The 20,038-nt window shown below is 34.8% G+C and carries 14 protein-coding genes and 1 tRNA gene; 10 read left to right on the forward strand and 5 right to left on the reverse strand.

Annotated elements, in window-relative coordinates; genetic code table 11:
- Positions 1-151: 151 nt before the first annotated feature.
- On the reverse strand, positions 152-1,177 hold the full coding sequence (locus tag ACZ1AQ_RS06755) for a LacI family DNA-binding transcriptional regulator (RefSeq protein WP_489632168.1): 1,026 nt from the start codon (positions 1,175-1,177) through the stop codon (positions 152-154).
- A 237-nt stretch (positions 1,178-1,414) separates the two neighbouring features.
- Between ACZ1AQ_RS06755 and ACZ1AQ_RS06760 the strand changes: the two genes are divergently transcribed.
- From ACZ1AQ_RS06760 to ACZ1AQ_RS06775, 4 genes are all read left to right on the forward strand, one after another.
- On the forward strand, positions 1,415-4,354 hold the full coding sequence (locus ACZ1AQ_RS06760) for a SusC/RagA family TonB-linked outer membrane protein (protein ID WP_489632169.1): 2,940 nt from the start codon (positions 1,415-1,417) through the stop codon (positions 4,352-4,354).
- Positions 4,355-4,370: 16 nt separating this feature from the next.
- A complete protein-coding gene (locus tag ACZ1AQ_RS06765; RefSeq protein ID WP_489632170.1) occupies positions 4,371-5,966 on the forward strand; it encodes a RagB/SusD family nutrient uptake outer membrane protein in 1,596 nt (531 codons plus the stop codon).
- A gap of 27 nt (positions 5,967-5,993) precedes the next feature.
- Complete coding sequence (locus ACZ1AQ_RS06770) at positions 5,994-7,040, forward strand: SusE domain-containing protein (RefSeq protein ID WP_489632171.1); 1,047 nt, start codon at positions 5,994-5,996, stop codon at positions 7,038-7,040.
- A 66-nt stretch (positions 7,041-7,106) separates the two neighbouring features.
- Entirely contained in the window at positions 7,107-9,989 is a 2,883-nt protein-coding gene (locus tag ACZ1AQ_RS06775; protein WP_489632172.1) for an alpha-amylase family glycosyl hydrolase, read from the forward strand.
- A 129-nt stretch (positions 9,990-10,118) separates the two neighbouring features.
- Here the strand turns inward: ACZ1AQ_RS06775 and ACZ1AQ_RS06780 are convergent, their stop codons facing one another.
- Positions 10,119-11,498, reverse strand: coding sequence for a porin (locus ACZ1AQ_RS06780; RefSeq protein WP_489632173.1), 1,380 nt, complete (start codon positions 11,496-11,498; stop codon positions 10,119-10,121).
- Positions 11,499-11,833: 335 nt separating this feature from the next.
- Positions 11,834-11,906: transfer RNA gene (locus ACZ1AQ_RS06785), tRNA-Phe, on the reverse strand.
- A 123-nt stretch (positions 11,907-12,029) separates the two neighbouring features.
- On the opposite strand from ACZ1AQ_RS06785, the gene ACZ1AQ_RS06790 reads away from it, so the two are divergent.
- The 6 genes from ACZ1AQ_RS06790 to ACZ1AQ_RS06815 all read left to right on the forward strand — a co-directional run bounded on the left by ACZ1AQ_RS06790 (position 12,030) and on the right by ACZ1AQ_RS06815 (position 17,767).
- Positions 12,030-12,764, forward strand: coding sequence for a type III pantothenate kinase (locus ACZ1AQ_RS06790; RefSeq protein WP_489632174.1), 735 nt, complete (start codon positions 12,030-12,032; stop codon positions 12,762-12,764).
- On the forward strand, positions 12,757-14,004 hold the full coding sequence (gene bamG / locus ACZ1AQ_RS06795; protein WP_489632175.1) for a BamG family beta-barrel-assembly machinery protein: 1,248 nt from the start codon (positions 12,757-12,759) through the stop codon (positions 14,002-14,004). The genes ACZ1AQ_RS06790 and bamG overlap by 8 nt, the downstream gene beginning before the upstream one ends.
- A 23-nt stretch (positions 14,005-14,027) precedes the next feature.
- The gene (gene lptC, locus ACZ1AQ_RS06800; protein WP_489632176.1) at positions 14,028-14,582 is read left to right on the forward strand and encodes an LPS export ABC transporter periplasmic protein LptC; all 555 of its coding nucleotides are present in this window, start codon (positions 14,028-14,030) and stop codon (positions 14,580-14,582) included.
- 12 nt (positions 14,583-14,594) lie between these two features.
- Positions 14,595-14,789 carry a hypothetical protein gene (locus ACZ1AQ_RS06805; protein ID WP_489632177.1) on the forward strand — a complete coding sequence of 65 codons (195 nt, stop codon included), beginning with the start codon at positions 14,595-14,597 and terminating at the stop codon, positions 14,787-14,789.
- Between the two features lie 216 nt (positions 14,790-15,005).
- On the forward strand, positions 15,006-17,105 hold the full coding sequence (locus ACZ1AQ_RS06810) for a peptidylprolyl isomerase (RefSeq protein WP_489632178.1): 2,100 nt from the start codon (positions 15,006-15,008) through the stop codon (positions 17,103-17,105).
- Positions 17,106-17,356: 251 nt separating this feature from the next.
- Positions 17,357-17,767, forward strand: coding sequence for a hypothetical protein (locus ACZ1AQ_RS06815; RefSeq protein ID WP_489632179.1), 411 nt, complete (start codon positions 17,357-17,359; stop codon positions 17,765-17,767).
- Here the strand turns inward: ACZ1AQ_RS06815 and ACZ1AQ_RS06820 are convergent.
- On the reverse strand, positions 17,764-18,684 hold the full coding sequence (locus tag ACZ1AQ_RS06820; RefSeq protein WP_489632180.1) for a GYDIA family GHMP kinase: 921 nt from the start codon (positions 18,682-18,684) through the stop codon (positions 17,764-17,766). The genes ACZ1AQ_RS06815 and ACZ1AQ_RS06820 overlap by 4 nt on opposite strands.
- Before the next feature lie 18 nt (positions 18,685-18,702).
- On the reverse strand, positions 18,703-20,019 hold the full coding sequence (locus ACZ1AQ_RS06825; RefSeq protein ID WP_489632181.1) for a hydroxymethylglutaryl-CoA reductase, degradative: 1,317 nt from the start codon (positions 20,017-20,019) through the stop codon (positions 18,703-18,705).
- Between the last annotated feature and the right edge of the window lie 19 nt (positions 20,020-20,038).

Here is a 20,038-nt window from a genome sequence, read left to right on the forward strand (position 1 = left end):
GGAGGGAAACAATAAAGAACAAAACTTTACTTAATTTCGAAGTAAAAGAAAAAGTTTTGACAAGTGTAAATATATATAATTATTTACTTGAGGGGGTATTTCTCAAGTAAATAATTAGAACTCTAACGTTTTTTGTTGATAAATCATCAAATTAATCAGTAGATTCTCTTTCGATTAAATGGGTTTCTATAATTTCGGTTTTGTAGATTTCATCTTCATCGTCATGTTCTTCGGCTTCTAATCTTTGGATGAGCATTTCTGCTGCTTTTTTTCCCATTTTAGCTCCGCTTTGACTTACGGTTGTAATAGTTGGGGTTGAATATTTGGAAATAATTCCGTCGGTAAAAGCTATAATGGCTAAATCTTTTGGAACATTGAGTCCTATCTTATGTGCAGTTTTTAAAATCGTAACAGCAAAAAGTTCATTAACTGCAAATACCGCATCTATGGCTTTGTCCTCTAATAATTGACTAATAGTTATTTCGCAAGTATCAACATCCTCTATTTTGATAATGAGTTGTTCATCAAAAGGTATGGCATTATCTAATAAAGCTTTGGTATAACCATCTGTTCTTAGTTTGCCAACACTTACGTAGTCTACTGTGGTTACTAAGGCGATTTTTTTTCGTCCTTGTTTAATGAGGTATTCAACAGCTTCGTAGGCAGCTTTTTTATCGTCTATAATAACTTTGTCACAATGTACTTCATCAGTGATACGGTCAAACATGACTACGGGCATGCCTTGTTCAATCACTTCGGTGATGTGATGAAAATCTTTTTTATACTGTGTTTCTTTAGATAATGACATAATAAAACCGTCGGTACTACCGTGTGCCAATAACTCCATATTCATAACTTCTTTGTCAAAGGAGTCATCCGATAAACAAATAATAACACTATACCCTTTTTCGTTGGCAACTTGTTCGATACCATTAATTACTGTAGAGAAGAAGTAATGTACAATTTCAGGAATTATAATTCCTATAGTTTTGGTTCTTCTGTTTTTTAAACTTAGAGCAATATTGTTGGGTTTGTAGTTGTAGAATTTTGCAAAAGCTTGAACTTTTAGGCGGGTTTCTTCTCCAATTTCTAAACTGTTACGTAGTGATTTAGAGACAGTTGATATGGAAACGTCTAATTCTTTGGCTATTTGTTTTAGTGTTACTTTTTTTTTCATTTTTTGAGTTTTATAAAAAAAATGGTATTCTGTTTAAAAAGATATTTTTTTTTATTTCTGGCAATTTTTAGTTAAAAATAATAAATAAACCTCAAAGTTTTCAACACTATCACGTTTTCGTAAACCAAACTGATTTTTGTCATGTCAGCGATATTAATATTATGTTAATTTTGATATTCGAAGTAAAAGAAAAGCTTAACTAAAAACCAAAATTAAACATTAATTTAAACAAAAAGTATGAAAACAATTTATAAAAAGTTGTTATTTTTATTGCTACTCCTGCCTTTCAGTCTTCTGGCTCAGAATACTGTAACGGGGTCTGTTGTTGAAAAAGCAACAGGACAACCAGTACCAGGAGCCAATGTAAATATACAAGGAGCAGCAAATGGTGTTTCTACCGATTTTGATGGTAAATATAAATTATCCAATGTTAAAAAAGGGGATAAGATTGTATTTTCTTTCATAGGATTTAGAAATGTTGTTTTAACTTATGATGGACAGGCTACATTGAATGCTTCTTTAGAAGAAGATGCTAACGAATTGAAAGAAGTTGTGGTTCAAGTAGGGTATGGTACTGTTAAAAAGAAAGATGCAACTGGGGCGGTAACAGTTCTTGGTGCAAAAGAGTTTAACAAAGGACCAGTAGTTTCTGCTGACCAAATGATTCAAGGTAAAGTTGCAGGTTTGCAAATTACCAATGGTGGAGGTGCTCCGGGAGAGGGTGCTACCATTAGAATTCGTTCAGGTTCTTCTTTGAGTGCGCAGAACGATCCATTATACGTGATTGATGGTGTGCCTGTTGCGGCAGGTGGAGTTAATGGAGGAAGAAATCCATTGTCTACTATCAATCAAAATAACATTGAGTCGATTACGGTATTGAAAGATGCTTCAGCTACAGCTATTTACGGGTCTAGAGCTTCGAATGGGGTAATCATCATTACGACTAAAAAAGGTAAAGCAGGAGACCTTCAGGTAAACTACAATGCCAATTTTCAAGTATCTGAAATTACGAAAACGATTGATGCCTTGTCTGCAAATCAATTCAGAGAGTTAATCAATGCTAAGGGTAACGCTACTCAAATTGGTTTGTTGGGTACAGCGAATACTGATTGGCAAAAAGAAATTTATAGAACTGCTATTGGTACAGATCACAATATATCTGTGAGTGGTGGGGCTGATAATATTACGTACAGAGCTTCTGTTGGTTATGCTAACCTAAATGGTATTTTATTGCGTGATAACATGGAGCGCTCTACGCTTTCTGCAGCTTTAGTAGGTGATTTCTTTGACAAGCATTTAAAAGTGCAAGTAACTAACAATACATCTTTAATCAATAATGATTACAGTAATAGAGGTGCTATTGGTTCGGCGGTTCGTTTTGATCCTACACAATCTGTTAAAAATCCTGATGGAACTTATTTCCAATGGTATTTATCGCCAACACAAATTAACCAATTGGCAGGTAGAAACCCTGTTTCATTAATTCAACAACAAAACAACTACGGAACTTCTTACAGAAGTATTGGTAACATTCAATTTGATTACAAATTGCATTTCTTACCAGAATTGAAAGCGGTAGCTAACTTTGGTTATGATTATTTAAGTGGTCGTTCTTTTGGTAATACTGAAGCTGATTATTTGAATGGTTTGAACGGTTCAGGTTTCAATAATACTTATGAGAATACTAATAAAAGACATAACAAATTGATGGATTTGTATTTTAACTACAACAAGTTAGTGGAGTCTATCAATACTCAGTTTGATGTTACTGGTGGTTATACTTATCAAGATTTTAGAGATAACAATGGAGGATTTTCATTGAATTTCCAAAACAACCAAATTACACCGGTATTGAATACTCCAGCTAGAATTAATTTACAGTCTTTCTTTGCTCGAGCTAATTTTACTATTGCAGACAAATATATCTTGACAGCGTCTTACAGACGTGACGGTTCTTCTCGTTTTGCTGAAAACAACCGTTGGGGAAATTTTCCAGCTGTGGCAGTTGCATGGAAAATTAATGATGAGAATTTCTTGAAAGATGTAGAGTCTGTGTCTACACTTAAATTAAGAGCAGGTTGGGGTATCACAGGACAACAAGATATTGGAAGTATCTATCCTTCATTACCATTGTATTTAGGATCAAATCCACAAGCACAATATCCTTTTGGTAATGTGTATTATCCAACGTACCGTCCTCAGCCTTACAATTTAAATTTGAAATGGGAAGAAACGACTACAATCAATGCGGGTATTGATTTTGGATTCTTGAATAACAGAATTACAGGTACTGTTGATGTTTATCAAAGAGATACTAAAGACTTGTTATTGTATACTCAAAACCCACCATTCTTTGGATTCTCTAACTTTGATAACTACAACGTAGGAGCAATCAGAAATAGAGGGGTTGAAATTTCTGGATCTGTGATTCCAGTGAAAAACGATAATTTTGAGTGGACAGTAGGTGGTAATATTACGTTCCAAAATTCTAAAATTACAGCATTATCAAGTGATTCTCCAGAATATGCTGGTATTAATGTAGGAGGTTATGAAGGAGGTACAGGTAACACTATTCAAAATCATCAAATTGGGTATGCACCAAATACCTTCTATGTTTACGAACAAGCTTATGGAGCAGATGGTAAACCTTTAGATGGTGTGTTTGTAGATCGTAATGGAGATGGTATTGTTAATGAACAAGACAAATATCGTTTTCACAAACCAGCAGCCGATGTATTTTATGGTTTTAATACAAATTTGTCATATAAGAACTGGGATTTTGCTGCGGCATTCAGAGGTTCATGGGGTAATTACATGTATAACAACGTAGATTCTAATAATGGTTCTCTTGCAGGTGTTTTTATTAGAAATACAGATTTGTCAAATGCTGTTGAAAATGTATTAGAAACTGGATTTACAACCAATGATACTAAACGTTTTGAATCAGATTACTATATTCAAGATGCATCCTTCTTGCGTTTAGATAATGTGAGTATAGGGTATACTTTCAACCAAAAACCAGATTCTAATTCTTTAGTAAAATTAACTTTAGCGGCTCAAAACGTTTTTGTTATCACGAAGTATGCTGGTTTGGATCCTGAAATTGCTAGTGGTATTGATAACAACTTGTATCCAAGACCGATTACATTCACGTTAGGATTAAACGTTAATTTCTAATTCAAATTTAAGAAAAATGAAAAAATCACAATTTAATTTAATAGGAATAGCATTGCTGTTTTTTGTACTGTTATTCTCATCTTGTATTAACGATTTGGACCTTTCCGATGGGAACAAAGGTAACTCTGTTGATGGAGAAGAATTTTTCAAAGACCCTAACTCCTATAAGCAGTATTTAGCCAAATTGTATGCAGGTTATGCTACTACAGGACAAAGTGGTCCAGCAGGTTCTCCTGATATTGCTGGTATCGATGAAGGTGCAAGTCAGTATATCAGAGGCTTATGGTTGATGCAAGAATTAACGACCGATGAAGCCATAATTGCTTGGAATGACCAAACGATTCATGATTTTCATAATCACTCTTGGTCTTCATTAGATACTTTTATTGCGGCTACTTTTGCCCGTTTCTCTTTCCAAATTGTAAACTGTAACGAGTTTTTGCGTCAAACTACCGATGCGAAATTAGCTGCTAGAGGAGTTGATGCAGCTACAGCAGCTGAAATCAAATTTATGAGAGCAGAAGCCCGTTTCTTGAGAGCTTTAACATATTGGCACTTGGTTGATACTTTTGGTGGAGGTTCTATCGTTACCGAAGAGTCACCTACTTCAATTTATTATCCAGAGTATGCAACTAGAGCGGAAATCTTCAAATTTATAGATGATGAGCTTACTGCTTTGACTCCAGATTTGAAAGACCCTAAAACGAATGAAACGTATCGTGTAGGAAAAGCAGCGGCTTGGATGTTGCAAGCTAAATTATACATGAATGCTAAAGTGTATATTGGAACTGATAAATATGCTCAAGCAATGCCATTGATTGAAAAAGTTATTGCTTCTCCATACACTATTCATAATAGTTATAAAGATTTATTCTTAGCTGATAACGATAAAAACGGAGCGCAAAATGAATTTATTTTCGCAGTGGCTTATGATGGTTTGAATACCAAAACTTATGGAGGTACTACTTTCTTGACACATGCTGCCGTAGGTGGAAAAATGAAACCTGAAAACTTTGGAATTAATGGAGGATGGGCTGGTATTAGAACAACCTCGTCTTTTGTAGACAAATTTAACGGTACTTCAGGTGATGTTCGTGGTAATTTCTTTACTGATGGTCAATCTAAAGAAATAAAAGACATAGGTAACTTCCAAGATGGATATGCTATTCAAAAATTCAGTAACTTAACGAAAGCTGGAGTACAAGGTTCTGATAAATCTGGTGATTTCGTGGATACTGATTTTCCAATCTTCCGCTTAGCTGATGCGTATTTAATGTATGCTGAGTGTAACTTGAGAGGTGCTGGTGGTTCAAATACTACGGCTTTACAGTACGTAAATGCTTTGAGAACTCGTGCTAATGCGCCAACAATAGGTTTGGGTGAATTGAATTTAGACTTTATTCTTGACGAAAGAGCGAGAGAATTGCACTGGGAGTGTCACCGTAGAACAGATTTAATTCGTTTTGGAAAATTTGCTGGAGGATCATACATATGGCCTTGGAAAGGTGGTATCGCTGGTGGTACTGCTATTCCTTCATTTAGAACCTTATTCCCAATCCCTGCGAATTCAATAGCAGCTAATTCAAAACTTAAACAAAACCCTGGATATTAAAATTAATCAACTTAAAAAATTAAGACAATGAAAAATATATCAAAATTATTTTTAGCTTTATTCACTCTGGTGATAGCTTCATGTAGTGTGGAGGACGTACAAGATCGTCCAGTAATTGAGGCAACTGATGCGCCAGTTTTAACTGCCCCATTGACAGGTACAAGTTATGTGGTAACACCAACTAATGCAGAGAATTTATTCGATCGTTTTGCTTGGAAGGCAGCTAATTTTGGTGGTGATGTAGTCGTTACCTATAAAGTAGAAATCGCTAAATTAGACGACAAAGATTTCAAAAAACCACAGTTAGTACAGTCTTCCACTTCAAACAATGTTGCTGTTACTGGAACAAGTTTGAATAAAGCAGCGCTTGATTTAGGGTTGCCAGCTTTTGTAGGGTCTAGTGTTTGGGCAAGAGTTTTAGCTGTTGTTGGAACACAGTCTATTGCTTCTACACCAATCGAAATTGTGATTACACCTTTCAAAGTTGCTCCGTTATTAGGTGTTGTAGGTAATCACCAAGGTTGGAATCCTGCAGGATTAACTGCTCCGTATCAATTAAAACCATCAGCTAAAGGAAACTCCGATTTTGCTGGTTATGTATACTTAGATGGAGAGTTTAAATTCTTGGAAGCTACTGATGATTTGAAATTCACTTGGGATAATGTAGCTTATGGTAATGGTGGAGCAGGAATTTTAGATACAAAAGGAGGTAATCTAAATGCTGCTGCTGGTTACTACTATATTAAAGCAGATACTCAAAAATTAACGTATTCAACTACTAAAACAGATTGGGGAATAATTGGTAGTGCTACACCACAAGGATGGAATGCAAGTACTCCTATGACTTTTGATAAAGCAAATAATGTTTGGACAATTACTGTTGCATTAGTAGGCGGTCAAGAAATTAAATTTAGAGCTAATGATGCCTGGACTCTTAATTATGGTGATGATGGTGCAAATGGAGTGTTAGAAGAAGGCGGTGCAAATATTGCTGTAGCTACTTCTGGTACTTATAAAGTAACGCTTGATTTAAGTAAATCAAGAGCTTATACTTATACTATTGTGAAACAATAAGATGTTTTTTTGTTTAAAAAGGGTTGTCGCTTTGGCAACCCTTTTTTTTAAATTTAATTTATAGATATGAAGAAAATTTTACTTTTTTGTGCTTTTGTTGTGTCTTGGTTTGCTACGGGGCAACAACAAACAGTCACCTATAGTATTTCGCCCCCTACTTTTGAGGAGACGGATCAAATTACTATTACTATCAATGGGTCTAGTATTAATGAGGCTACTTGGGGAGTAACAGGAAATGCTTTGTATATGTGGGCTTGGGCTTTTGATACTAACGATACTACGCCAAAAGGAACACCATTAAACGGTTCTTGGACTGCTTCAGATGAAGCAGCTAGGTTTACTTACAACGTAGGAACTGATACTTATACTAAAACTATAACTCCAACTACTTATTATAATGCTACCGGTATCGGAAGAATTGGTTTTTTGATTAAAGCCAAAGATGGAACTGGGGATAAAAAGTCGCAAGATATCTTAGTTGAAGTTGGGTCTTTTCAAGTTACATTAAATACTCCAGCACAAAACAGTACTACTATCTTAGCTTCAGGAGGGAGTCTGAATATAACGGCATCAAATACCAATGGTGTTGCGAATTACAATTTGAAATCCAATGGGGTTTCTATCAATACTGCTGCGGCTACAGCTAGTTATGCTTTTAATCATACCAATATCACAGGTAATCAAAATTATGAATTAGAAGTAACTCAAGGAACAACTACTATTGTTAAAAAGTTCACTGCTGTTGTGAGTCCAACTGTAGTTTCAGAGACGATTCCAGCTGGTTTAGTAGATGGAATCAATTATAATCCGAATGATGCTACGAAAGTTACTTTGGTATTAGATGCGCCGTTAAAAGATTTTGTATATGTAGCAGGAAGTTTTAACAATTGGCAACCTACTGCAGCTTATGCTATGAAAAAAGATGCTACGGCAGGATCTACTAAATTTTGGTTAGAACTAACAGGACTAACTGCAGGTACTAATTATACTTATCAATATTGGGTGGTGGATCAAACGCCTTTGGCGGGTTCTCCAAGTTTGGTAAAAGCAGCTGATCCTTATTCTACTTTGGTTTTATCACCTTATGATGATCCAGGTATTCCGGCGACTTCTTTTCCAAATTTGCCAGCTTATCCTAGTGGACAAGAAAGAGAAGTTACTTGGTTTAAAACTGGCCAAACACCTTATGCTTGGAGTCAAGCAACAACCAATTTTGTAAAGCCAGCTAAAGAAAAATTAGTTGTTTATGAAGTTTTGGTTCGTGATTTTGATGCCCGACGAAACTTTCAAGATCTAATTGATAAAATAGATTATTTTAAGAATCTAAAGGTAAATGCCATTCAATTAATGCCTGTTATGGAGTTTGAAGGCAACGAAAGTTGGGGGTATAATACTTCTTTTCATATGGCTTTAGATAAATACTATGGTACACCTGAGAAGTTAAAGGAGTTTATTGATTTGTGCCATCAAAATGGAATTGCAGTTATTTTAGATATTGCTTTAAATCATGCTTTTGGTAGAAACCCAATGGTTCGCATGTGGATGAATGATCCAGATGGAGATGGATTTGGTTCGCCAACTACAGAAAATCCATATTTTAATACAGTAGCGAAACATAGTTATAGCGTTGGAGAAGATTTTAATCATCAGCAACCTCGTACAAAGAATTATGTAAAGCGCGTTGTTAAGCATTGGATTGAAGAATTTAAAATTGATGGTTTCCGTTGGGATTTAACCAAAGGGTTTACTCAAAATGCACAGGGATCAGATGCTCAAACCAATGCATATCAACAAGACCGTGTTGATGTTTTAAAAGAGTATGCAGATGCTTCATGGGCTGTTGATCCAACTCATTATGTGATTTTTGAACACCTAGGAACTGATTTTGAGGAAAAACAATGGGCAGATTATCGCATCAATGATCCAATCAGTAAAGGAATTATGACTTGGGGTAAAATGACCGATCAGTACAATGAATTAACGATGGGTTGGCCTAACCAAAATATTGCAAGGATGTCTAGTGCTAGCAGAGGTTTCGTAGGGCAACGTTTAATGGGATATGCCGAAAGCCACGACGAAGAACGTTTGATGTACAAAAATTTACAGTTTGGAAATAGTACTAATGCGGCTCATAATGTAAAAAATCTGAATACAGCTTTATCGAGAATGTCAGCTTTGGGAGCAGTTTCTTTATTGGTTCCTGGACCAAAAATGATTTGGCATTTTGGAGAACTAGGATGGGAGCAGTCCATATTCGCTTGTAATAATGGAGTTGTAAATACACCTTCTGACGCAACAGCTGGAGATTGTAAACTTGACACTAAGCCACAACCACAATGGACAGGAAATTGGCTTGGAAATACTGATCGCAGCAAGATTTATAATGATTGGGCAAAAATGATTACTTTAAAAATCAATGAGCCCGTATTTTTAGGTAGTGTAACGATTTCGAGTACAAATAGTGTTACCCCAAATATTAAAATAACCAATTCAGCTTTAGCGAGTACTGAGCTTAAAGATGTTGTAATTGTGTCCAATTTTGATGTAGTAGCTCGAAATGTTGCAACTGGTTTTCCTTACACGGGGACTTGGTATAATTTAATGGATAATAGTACTTTAAGTGTTACTGATGTGAATCAAACCATTAGTTTACAACCTGGTGAGTATAGAATTTTAGGTAACAAAACGGCTACTTTGGCTATTGCCGATTTCGAAAAAGAAGCTACTATTAAATTATATCCTAACCCTGCATCCAATTATTTTACCTTAAGTACAGAGACCACAAAAGTTGAAATTTATTCAATATCAGGTCAAAAAGTTAAGCAATTTGAGGCAATTAAGTCAGTTGATTACCAATTTAACATCAGTGATTTGAGTAAAGGTTTTTATTTAGTTAAAGCTTATAATAGCATAAATCAAACTCAAGTTTTGAAAATGATTAAGGAGTAAGTATATTTCTTTATCTATAAAATTTACCCCTAAATAGTTTGACTGTTTAGGGGTGTTTTTTTGGATTTAAAGTAAGTTTTTAATGTGTTGTTTTGTGTTTTAGTGTCTAAAACTCTCTGTATTGTTTGCTTACAAATAGATTTGAAGTTGAACCAAAAATTCGCTTTTATTGTCAGTTTTAGTCGCTGTAGTGGTATAAACAGGACGAGTAGAATATTGGGTGCTTATTTTGGCGTTTTGTCCATCTAATAAGAAATTAATCCCTAAATCAAATTGGGAGCTTGGTATATCAAGTGCTTCAAAATTTTTGTAGGTATATGCGCCAAAAGGTTGTATTCTCATAATGGGCTTTTCGGCCTTGTTGGGGAGTAAAAAACCGGCTTGTACATACCAAATGTTACCAGTCCCAATCGTAGGTTGTAGGTTTCCTGGCCCAGCTAGTGCTTTATTGCCAACAAAATTTGGATCGTTTAAGCCAATGTTCATGATGCCAATGTTTCGCAAATAGTTGGGACCAAAATCATATTTATAAAAAACACTGTAAGCAGTAATTGCCATTTTTTTATCTTTTTTTCCAACAGGTAAATCTAAAAATACATCACTAGCCAATAAATTCATGTCATGTGATTTGATGATGTTGTTAACTGATGATTTTGTCGCATCTGGAGCAGTATAAAACCCTAAACCAATATTGAAAACTTTTTTTGTGCCTACATAAGTTCCTACTTTAAAAGGTAAGGCATTTGTTTCTTGTTCCCAGAATTGATAGTCGAAGTATCCCGATGAAGACCATTTGACTCTGCCGTTATTGTCTACTGCAATTGCATTTTCTACTTCTGAAACGTTAGGAGGAATTAAGTTGGTGGCAAAAGGTTTATTGTGACTTAGACGATATTCTAATTTGCCAATTTTGCCTTTAGCAAATAATCCTATTTGTCTTGCAAATTGATCTGAATTTTCTATTAATGGCCAATTGAATATTGGGGCGTCAAGGGTTAAAAAGTTTAAGGTAGATGCCATGGTCATACGAGATAATCCCATATAATAGTGAAGTCCTCCGCCAATTGTGAGACTGAATTTGTTATTGTTTGCTGGTAAGATTACGGCGTATTCATTCCATGCATCGTGAATAAATAAACCTGGTTTTTTACCAGTTCCATAACCGCCAGTACCACTACTTCCTAATGCACCTCCATTTGTAAACGTTTGGTTGTTGATTCCAAAATGGGTTACAATCATAAAGCGAGGTGTTAATTGGGAATAAGCTAAAAAACGTAAGCGTCTGTTGCCAATATCGCTTGCGGTTGTAGCCGATTCGTTTCCTATCATAGTGCCAGGATTCATTTGGGCTGAACGGAACCAAATCTGGTTCCAAACAATAATCCGCATAAATTTTGACTTATTGTCATCAAAATTAATTTTCATTCCACTCCCATATTCACTTGAGCCTTGCCCAAAAACACTTGTTTTGATAATGAAGAAAAGTACGATATAGACAAAGTGTTTCATTTGTTTTGAATTTAGATTGTAACGCTGAGATTTTAAATGCACTAAACGGTTATTCAAAAGTAAGCGAAAAAAATAATATTCTAACGTTAGTCATACTTGTTTAAAGATTGCAAGATTGCCTGTATTGATTTAATAATCAGTATTATACGTTTTTTTTGTAGCTCGTTTTCGGTTTGGAAAAGTTAGGGCAATGATGACATTTGTACTTTGAAAACCTTTTGATTACAATATGATTTTCGTCATAGTGTGTTTTGGTTTTGTAATGTACTATTCAAAAAGGGTGTTATAGTTATTGACCAAAAACAAAAAACCCGAATATTACTATTCGGGTTTTGTGGTACCTCCAGGGATCGAACCAGGGACACATGGATTTTCAGTCCATTGCTCTACCATCTGAGCTAAGGTACCTTTTGCTAGAGTAAGCAGTACTGCTTGCTGGTTGCGGGTGCAAATATAGAACCATTTTTAATTTATCCAAAACAATTTTTAAAAAAAATCTATTCGTACCTTAGCTTCCATTAAATATTAATTATGGTTTTGACAATCGATATTGGGAATACGAGAATTAAAGGTGCTGTTTTTGAGCAGAGTACTCTCGTAGAGTCTTTTGTTTTTGAAGTAGAAAGCCTTCAGAAAAAAATTGAAAATATTTTACACAACCACCCAAAAGTTGCTTTTTTGGTCGTTTCTTCGGTTGGAAATTTAACCAAAGAGACCTTTTTAGTGTTTGAATCTAAGCTAAAAGTTCATTTTGTTTCCCATAAAGATGCTTTCCCCTTTGTAAATAAATATGCTACTCCTACTACTCTTGGAATTGATAGGATGGTTTTAGCTGCGGGAGCTACACTACAGTTTCCTGGATTGAACAGGCTAGTAATCGATGCAGGAACTTGTATTACTTATGATTGTATTGATGCAAATGATAATTATCTTGGGGGTGCAATTTCGCCTGGTATTCGTTTGCGCTATGAATCATTACATAATTATACCGCCAAATTACCGTTGCTAGCTAAGGAACTACCTGATTACTTTATTGGAGATTCAACCGTCAAAGCGATTCATTCTGGTGTGGTAAATGGATTGGTCTATGAAATTGACGGTTTCATAGATCAATTCAAAGCAAAGTATTCAAAATTTATAATAATTTTAACGGGGGGCGATGCAGATTTTTTGGCGGTGCGATTAAAAAATACCATATTTGCCAATTCAAATTTCCTTTTAGAGAGTTTGAACCAAACTTTTCAATATACGATCAACAATGATTAAAAAAATCTTTATAGCAGCTAGTTTGCTTTTTTCTTTAGTGTCCTTGGCTCAACAAGGGACTTCTTCCCCTTACTCATATTACGGAATTGGAGATATTAGATATAGAGGAATGTTAGAAAATCGATCGATGGGAGGCGTTGCAATTGAGCAAGATAGTATTCATATCAATGTTGAAAACGCTGCTAGCTATGCTAATCTAAAATTAACCACACTAACTATGGGTGGGACATATGGGACTAAAACGCTGAAGGACGATGCTAATAGTGCTAATGCCAAAAGAACTACTCTAGACTATATGGTAATTGCCATTCCTATTGGCAAATTGGGTGTTGGGTTTGGTTTGATACCTTTTTCTTCTGTAGGATACAAAATTCAATCAATAAGTCCTGATGGATCACAAAACAACAAGCGATTAGAAGGTACTGGTGGGGTAAATAAAGTTTTTTTTGGAAGCGGATATAAATTGACTAAAAACTTCAGTATAGGAGCAGATGTACAGTATAATTTTGGTAAAATTGAGACAGATAATTTAGAGTATGTAACTGGAGTTCCTGTTGGAACAAGAGAAACCAATGTTGCTTACATTTCTGGACTTAACTTTAATGTTGGCGCAATGTATCAAGCCAAAATTACTCCTAAGTTGAATCTTTATTCAAGTTTTAATTACACGTTTAAAGGAAATTTGACTTCTGAAAACACTAGAACTATTTCTACTGTGGATTATGAGGGTACTTTAGATATTGATCCTGAGGGATTTGATGAAGTAACAACTACTAAAGAATTAGAATTGCCAAGTAAAATAACGTTAGGTTTAGGTTTTGGTGAATCTAGAAAATGGATGATAGGTGCAGAAGTAGCGATGCGAGAAGCAGGAAAGTTAGGTAATAATTACAATAATGTGACTGGAGCATCTTTCAAAAAGTACAATCGTTATAGTTTGGGGGGCTATTATATTCCTAATTATAATTCTTTTACAAGTTATGCTAAAAGAATTGTGTATCGAGCTGGTTTTCGTTACGAAAAAACAGGCTTAGTAATCCAAAATCAAGAGATTGATGATAAGTCAATAACCTTAGGTTTTGGTTTGCCTGCACTTGGGTCATTCTCAAATTTCAATATTGGATTAGAGTATGGTATAAAAGGAACCACAGCCGCTGGATTAATTCAAGAGAATTATTTCAACGCTAGTGTAAGTTTCTCTTTGAATGATAAATGGTTTGTTAAAAGAAAATTCTACTAGAAAGTAGTTTCTAATTCAATACAATGACTTTCTCCATAAAACCGTTTTTTGCTACACTGTTTTTTTTGACACTGATTTCGAGTTTGTTTTCTTGTGAAAGTAATTTCAAAGAAGTACAAAAAATCAATATTTCAGAGTTTAACCCCACTGGAGAAGCAGATTCAATTAATGTAAAATATACTGATTCAGGTCGAATTTCAGCTATTTTGCTTAGTTCAAAAATGCTTGATTTTTCTGGAGTTGATTTTCCTTTTACAGAATTTCCAAAAGGCATCGATGTTACTTTATTTGACGCCAAAGGGAAGAAGACTTTTGTGAAGTCTAATTATGCTATTTCATACAAAAGAACAGGAATTATTGATTTGCAAGGAAAAGTCAAAATTACTACGCAAGACGGTCAAGTTTTAGAAACAGAGCAATTGTACTTTGATCAAAAAAACGAATGGTTTTACACTGAACGTCGATTTACGTTTTCTAGTCCTAAAGGTTCTTCTACAGGTCAAGGAATTGATTTTAGCAAAGATTTTAAAGTTATAAATTCTCAAAAAATCTCAGGAGAGGTCGATACCAACAATTAAAAATTACACATAATGAAATATTTAAAATTTACTTCCTACGCTTATCTTATCATTGCATTGATTTGTATTTATGATGGTATTACAAAATGGAATGATGAAGGAACAGAACCTTGGTTGAGTTTTGGAATAGCAGCACTAGCAGTGTTTATGTTCTTTTTTAGAGCTAAGTATTCTAAGCGTTTCGAAGATCGTAATTCAAATCAATAGTTTTTTTGTTTTAAAATAGTAAAGCAAAGTGTAGAAAATAGTGATTTTCTAAAGATGTAGTTTGGAAAAATAAGATAGCGTTCGTTAAAATAACGGCAATCGTATATTTTTTTTTAAAACTTTGAAAAAACTTCTAAAATAAAACGCACCAAGTGTTATTATTAACTAGATAATTGTATTTTCGCAATCTGAATATAAAAATTAACAACAATAGAAATGGCAGTTTTAGCAAAAATTAGACAACGTTCCGCTTTATTGATTGGAGCAATCGCAATTGCATTGTTTGCATTTATAATTCAAGACCTTATAGGTAAAGGTGGTCTTGGTCAAAATACAAAAGATGTTGGGAGTATTAATGAAAAGGATATCGCATTTGAAGATTTTAGACTTAAAGTAAGTAATCTTGAAAAAAGTGGGCAAGGAATTACTCCAACTGAAGCAGCTAACAGAGTATGGGAACAAGAAGTTACATTAGCTTTGTTGTCTACTGAATTTGAAAAATTAGGATTAAGAGTAGGTGAAAAACACATCGTAGAAGTGTTGAAAGCAGATCAAAATATTGGTAAAAACCCAATGTTCTTAAATGCTGCTGGACTATTTGACTTAGCAAAATTTAAGGATTTTTTCAAATCAAATCCAGAACAAGCACAGTTTTTAAAAGACAGAGAGAAAGATGCTGAAATCAATGCAAAGTATCAAATCTACAACACATTAATAAAATCTGCGCTTTATACTACAGAGGTTGAAGGTAAGTTCAAATACGAAGCAGAAACTAATAAAGTAAACTTTGCTTATGTAGCTGGTTTGTATTCTACTATCAAGGACAGTGATGTAAAAGTTACTGATGCTGAAATTACGGAGTACATGAGCAAAAACAAAAAGAAATTCAAAGCAGATGAGTCTCGTGAAATTTCTTATGTTTTAATCGAAGATAAAGCTTCAGCTCAAGATGAAGCTGAAGTGAAAAACAAAATTACAAGTTTATTGTCAGGAAGTGTGGTTTACAATCAAGCAACAGGTAAAAATGATACTGTTCCTGGATTTAAGAATGCTAAAAATGCGATTGATTTCGTTAATGCAAATTCTGACGTTCCTTACGATTCTACTTATATCGCCAAAAAAGATTTACCAGCAGTAGATGCTGACCGTTTGTTTAGCTTACCTGCAGGTGCAGTTTATGGACCATATAAATTTGGAAACTACTACTGTTTGTCTAAATCATTAGGTTTTAAATCTGGAGTAAATGCTAAAGCAAGTCATATCTTAATTAGCTATGAGGGGACTCAAGTGCCAAACAAACGTGAGGTAAGAACAAAAGAAGAAGCTAAAGCAAAAGCAGAGTCTATCTTAGCTCAAGTTACTGCAAATCCAGATAGTTTCTTGATGTTGGCTTTTACTGCTTCAGATGATTCATCAGCACAACAAGGAGGTGATTTAGGATATTTTGGACCAAATACAATGGTAAAACCATTTAACGATTTTGTTTTTGGAAATGGAATTGGAAAAGTAGGCTTAGTAGAAACTCCATTTGGTTTTCATATTATCAAAATTACAGATAAACAAGACGGAATTCGTTTAGCAACAGTTGCACAAAGAATTGAAGCTTCTGAAGCTACTTCTGATAAATTGTTTGCTCAAGCTACACAGTTTGAAATGGAAGCTGCTGAGAAAGATTTTGACAAATTAGCTAAAGACATGAAATTAACCGTTGCTCCAGTGGTTACTGTAAAAGCAATGGACGAAAACTTTGGATCTTTAGGTAATCAAAGAGCTATTGTTAGATGGGCTTTTGAAGAAGATTCAAAAGTTGGTTCTATCAAACGTTTTGAGGTGGCTAATGTGGGTCACGTAATCGCAAAAGTGAAGAGTGTTGATAATTCAGGTTTGGTTGCTGTATCTTTAGCAAGACCTTATGTTGAGCCAATTCTTAAGAACAAAAAGAAAGCTGAATTGATTAAAGCAAAAATGACAGGAACTTCATTAGAAGCTATTGCTAAATCTGTCGGAGCTCCAGTGCAGCAGGCAAATGGATTAACTCTTGAAAATGCTGTTCTTCCTGGTGGAGTTGGTCAAGAAGCTAAAGTAGTAGGTAATGCATTAGCATTAGCCGCTAATAAAATTTCAGCTCCAATTGAAGGTAATACTGGAGTTTATGTTGTAAAAAACATAAGCACTGTTAAGGCACCAGCTTTGAAAAGCCATGCTGCTTATGTTTCTAAAGTAAAAGCACAAACTAGCGGAGATAGCAACCGAGCAATTCCTGCTTTGAAAGCTGCTGCTACAATTGAAGACAATAGAAAACAATTTAGTTTCTAGACACAAAACAAGTTGTTATATTTTATAATAAAAGCCAGATGCATTAGTTTGTATCTGGCTTTTTTTTGATTTTATGACTAGCTTTTATGGCTTAATTTTGGGATAATCTAAATTATTTGTTAAATCAAAAATAATGCTGTTAATTTGCCAAAAAAATTGTTTTTGAGACTTCTATACTTGATGCTGCAAAATAATTGGTAAAAACACCATGAGAAAAAATCATTTGAATGCCTTGATCTATATTTATGGGTATGTTTAGTTTTTTTAAAAGAAAGCCTAAAGAGTATTCCAAAATAGAAAATCATATTTATGGAATAATCACTGAACTGTTAAAGGTTAGTGGGACCGATATTAATTGTGATGAATTAGGTGGAAAATACTACCTAAGCAATGATGAGCAGCATTTTAAAGTTACCATTCTAAGTAATGATTCGGTGATTCGCTTAACCAATACAAGAGATTCTGTTGCGGAAAAGTACGATAAGATTTTCGTTGAAGATGTTTTGAGGGCTGTTAAAGAAGAAAAGCATCGACGAATGGAATTGGTTTATGATTCTATTACGAACAGCATTGAAAAAATGGCCGAAAGACTCCATAACACGCTAATAGAATCTAATGAGCAAGAACAATCCAAAGAGCAGGATATTCTGAGCAAGTTTTAAGCGCCTAAAATCATTTCTTTATAAGGAATGACTGTTGAATATCCTTTGCTTAAAAAGTATGCAGTGGGGTCTTCTAAAGCTACTGCCAAGACAAAATCACCTCCCCAAGCCCCCAAACTTTTTACTACTCCATCAAAATCCGGGAAAAGTGCTTCTTGAACAGTTAATAATTCCAATATAGCGCTCATTTCATTTTCGTGTAGTTGTAGTGCGTTAGCAAAAGAACGAACGGAGTTTGCTTGAGCAACGGCTTGAGTTAACCTATTGATGGTTACAATATTTTCCTTTAGATTATGATTTTTTTTATTGTAATAGGCGGCTATAGCACTTTTACTACTTTGTTTTTGGTTTAAGTAAACAAAGTACAGGTTTGAAGCAAACTTGGGTTGGAAGTTTACTGGTGTAACATTTGGTCTTTGATTTTCTAAATGATAATAGATAGGGGAGTTGTATTGTGCGCAAGCAATATCGTAACCACTCCCTCCAAAACTGTTATTGAGTAACTCAAAAGCATCTATTTTTAGCCATTGCGCCACATTGTTGATTAAGGTAGAAGAAGTTCCAAGTCCCCATTTTTTAGGAAAAGTTAGTGCAGTGTCAATTTGAAAGCCAGTATGCATTTGAAATGCATTGGGTTGTAATAATTGTGCATGATGTAAAATAGTCAACAAGGTGTTTCTTACAGAAGATTCCGAGGTTTCTTTGTGATTAATAATGGCCTCCAACTCAAGCTCGTCTTCGAACCATATGGTGCCATCAGCATCAAAACTTTTCCATGTGATGGTTGGTTTGTTATGATGTGTAACCTGAAGATTCTGTCCCATTTTTGTTGGGAGCGCTAGAGCATTGGCTCCATCTAAAACTAGATATTCTCCAGTAAGTAATAGTTTTCCGTTGCTATAAAAAGTCTGCCTCATGGGTGAAATTCTTGTTTTTTATTTTCTTAAATCTTCAATATAGCTCACAACAGCGCTATGCGAAATAGTGTGGTGCTTGAAGTGTTTTTTGATAGCATGGCGTTCTTCATCGGTGACATTGAATTGATTTAAAATGTTGTTCAAATGCATTTTCATATGTCCTTCTTGTATACCAGTAGTTGTCAACGAGCGTAGTGCTGCAAAATTTTGTGCAAGTCCAGCTACGGCTACTAATTGCATTAACTCTTGAGCGGAAGGATTTTCGAGCATTTCAAGGCATAATTTCACCAAAGGATGTAAAGAGGTTAGTCCGCCTACGGTTCCTAAGGCTAGTGGAATTTCTAGCCAAAATTTAAATTGACCGTTTTCTATTTTGGCGTGAGACAAACTGCTGTATTGTCCATTTTTGGAAGCAAAAGCATGAATTCCAGCCTCTACGGCTCTAAAATCATTGCCTGTGGCTAAAATTACAGCGTCAATTCCGTTCATGATACCTTTGTTGTGTGTTACCGCACGAAATGGTTCGACCTCGGCTATGCGAACCGCTTGTACAAAGCGTTTCGCGAAATCTTCTGGATTAGGAATATGTTTTTCAGCTAAATCTTCTATTGGGCAAGATACTTCAGCTCGAACCAAGCAATTCGGAACATAATTAGACAGAATACTCATAATTACTTCAATTTCTTTTTCTTCCGAAGTAAACAAATCAAAAGTTTGTGCTTGTTCTTTGAGTGTTTTGGCAAATTGCTCCAAGCAAGAGTTGATAAAATTAGCACCCATACTGTCTTTTGTTTCGAAAGTAGCGTGCAATTGATAGTAATCAGGAATCAATTCTGTTTTATCTCTTAACTCAATGTCTAGAATTCCGCCACCGCGTTGTCTCATATTTTTGGTCAATGCATCGGTGTCTGAAAAGAAAGTAGCTTTTGCTTGGTTGAAAAATAAAGTCAATTTGCTTTTATCTCCAGTATATAAAAAGTGGACTTGTCCTATTTTTTCTGTGTTGATTATGGTGGTTTTAAAGCCTCCTCTTGTGGCCCAAAATTTGGCTGATTTAGCTGCTGCTGCCACAACCGAACTTTCCTCAATGGCCATCGGGATAGTGCTATATTTACCGTTGATTAAAAAATTTGGAGCTACTCCAAGAGGGATATAAAAATTGGTGATAGTGTTTTCAATGAATTCGTCATGTAATTGTTGTAAAGTGGCATCCGAATTCCAGTATTTTTTTAATAAATCAATTGCTTCTGTTGGTGTCGAAAAATAGTGGTTGGCTATCCAATTTATTTTATCTTCTTTGGATAATTTTGAAAATCCTGCAATGGTGTTGTTCATTTTCAATTGATTAATGTTT

The organism is Flavobacterium sp. UM26 (assembly GCF_057922445.1).

Bases quoted from the DNA above. Each gene is read 5' to 3' on its own strand.
- ACZ1AQ_RS06775 (WP_489632172.1), top strand. From the start codon at position 7,107: ATGAAGAAAATTTTACTTTTTTGTGCTTTTGTTGTGTCTTGGTTTGCT.
- ACZ1AQ_RS06760 (WP_489632169.1), top strand. From the start codon at position 1,415: ATGAAAACAATTTATAAAAAGTTGTTATTTTTATTGCTACTCCTGCCT.
- ACZ1AQ_RS06765 (WP_489632170.1), top strand. From the start codon at position 4,371: ATGAAAAAATCACAATTTAATTTAATAGGAATAGCATTGCTGTTTTTT.
- ACZ1AQ_RS06805 (WP_489632177.1), top strand. From the start codon at position 14,595: ATGAAATATTTAAAATTTACTTCCTACGCTTATCTTATCATTGCATTG.
- ACZ1AQ_RS06790 (WP_489632174.1), top strand. From the start codon at position 12,030: ATGGTTTTGACAATCGATATTGGGAATACGAGAATTAAAGGTGCTGTT.
- ACZ1AQ_RS06770 (WP_489632171.1), top strand. From the start codon at position 5,994: ATGAAAAATATATCAAAATTATTTTTAGCTTTATTCACTCTGGTGATA.
- ACZ1AQ_RS06810 (WP_489632178.1), top strand. From the start codon at position 15,006: ATGGCAGTTTTAGCAAAAATTAGACAACGTTCCGCTTTATTGATTGGA.
- ACZ1AQ_RS06820 (WP_489632180.1), bottom strand. From the start codon at position 18,684: ATGAGGCAGACTTTTTATAGCAACGGAAAACTATTACTTACTGGAGAA.
- ACZ1AQ_RS06825 (WP_489632181.1), bottom strand. From the start codon at position 20,019: ATGAACAACACCATTGCAGGATTTTCAAAATTATCCAAAGAAGATAAA.
- bamG (WP_489632175.1), top strand. From the start codon at position 12,757: ATGATTAAAAAAATCTTTATAGCAGCTAGTTTGCTTTTTTCTTTAGTG.
- ACZ1AQ_RS06815 (WP_489632179.1), top strand. From the start codon at position 17,357: ATGTTTAGTTTTTTTAAAAGAAAGCCTAAAGAGTATTCCAAAATAGAA.
- ACZ1AQ_RS06780 (WP_489632173.1), bottom strand. From the start codon at position 11,498: ATGAAACACTTTGTCTATATCGTACTTTTCTTCATTATCAAAACAAGT.
- ACZ1AQ_RS06755 (WP_489632168.1), bottom strand. From the start codon at position 1,177: ATGAAAAAAAAAGTAACACTAAAACAAATAGCCAAAGAATTAGACGTT.
- lptC (WP_489632176.1), top strand. From the start codon at position 14,028: ATGACTTTCTCCATAAAACCGTTTTTTGCTACACTGTTTTTTTTGACA.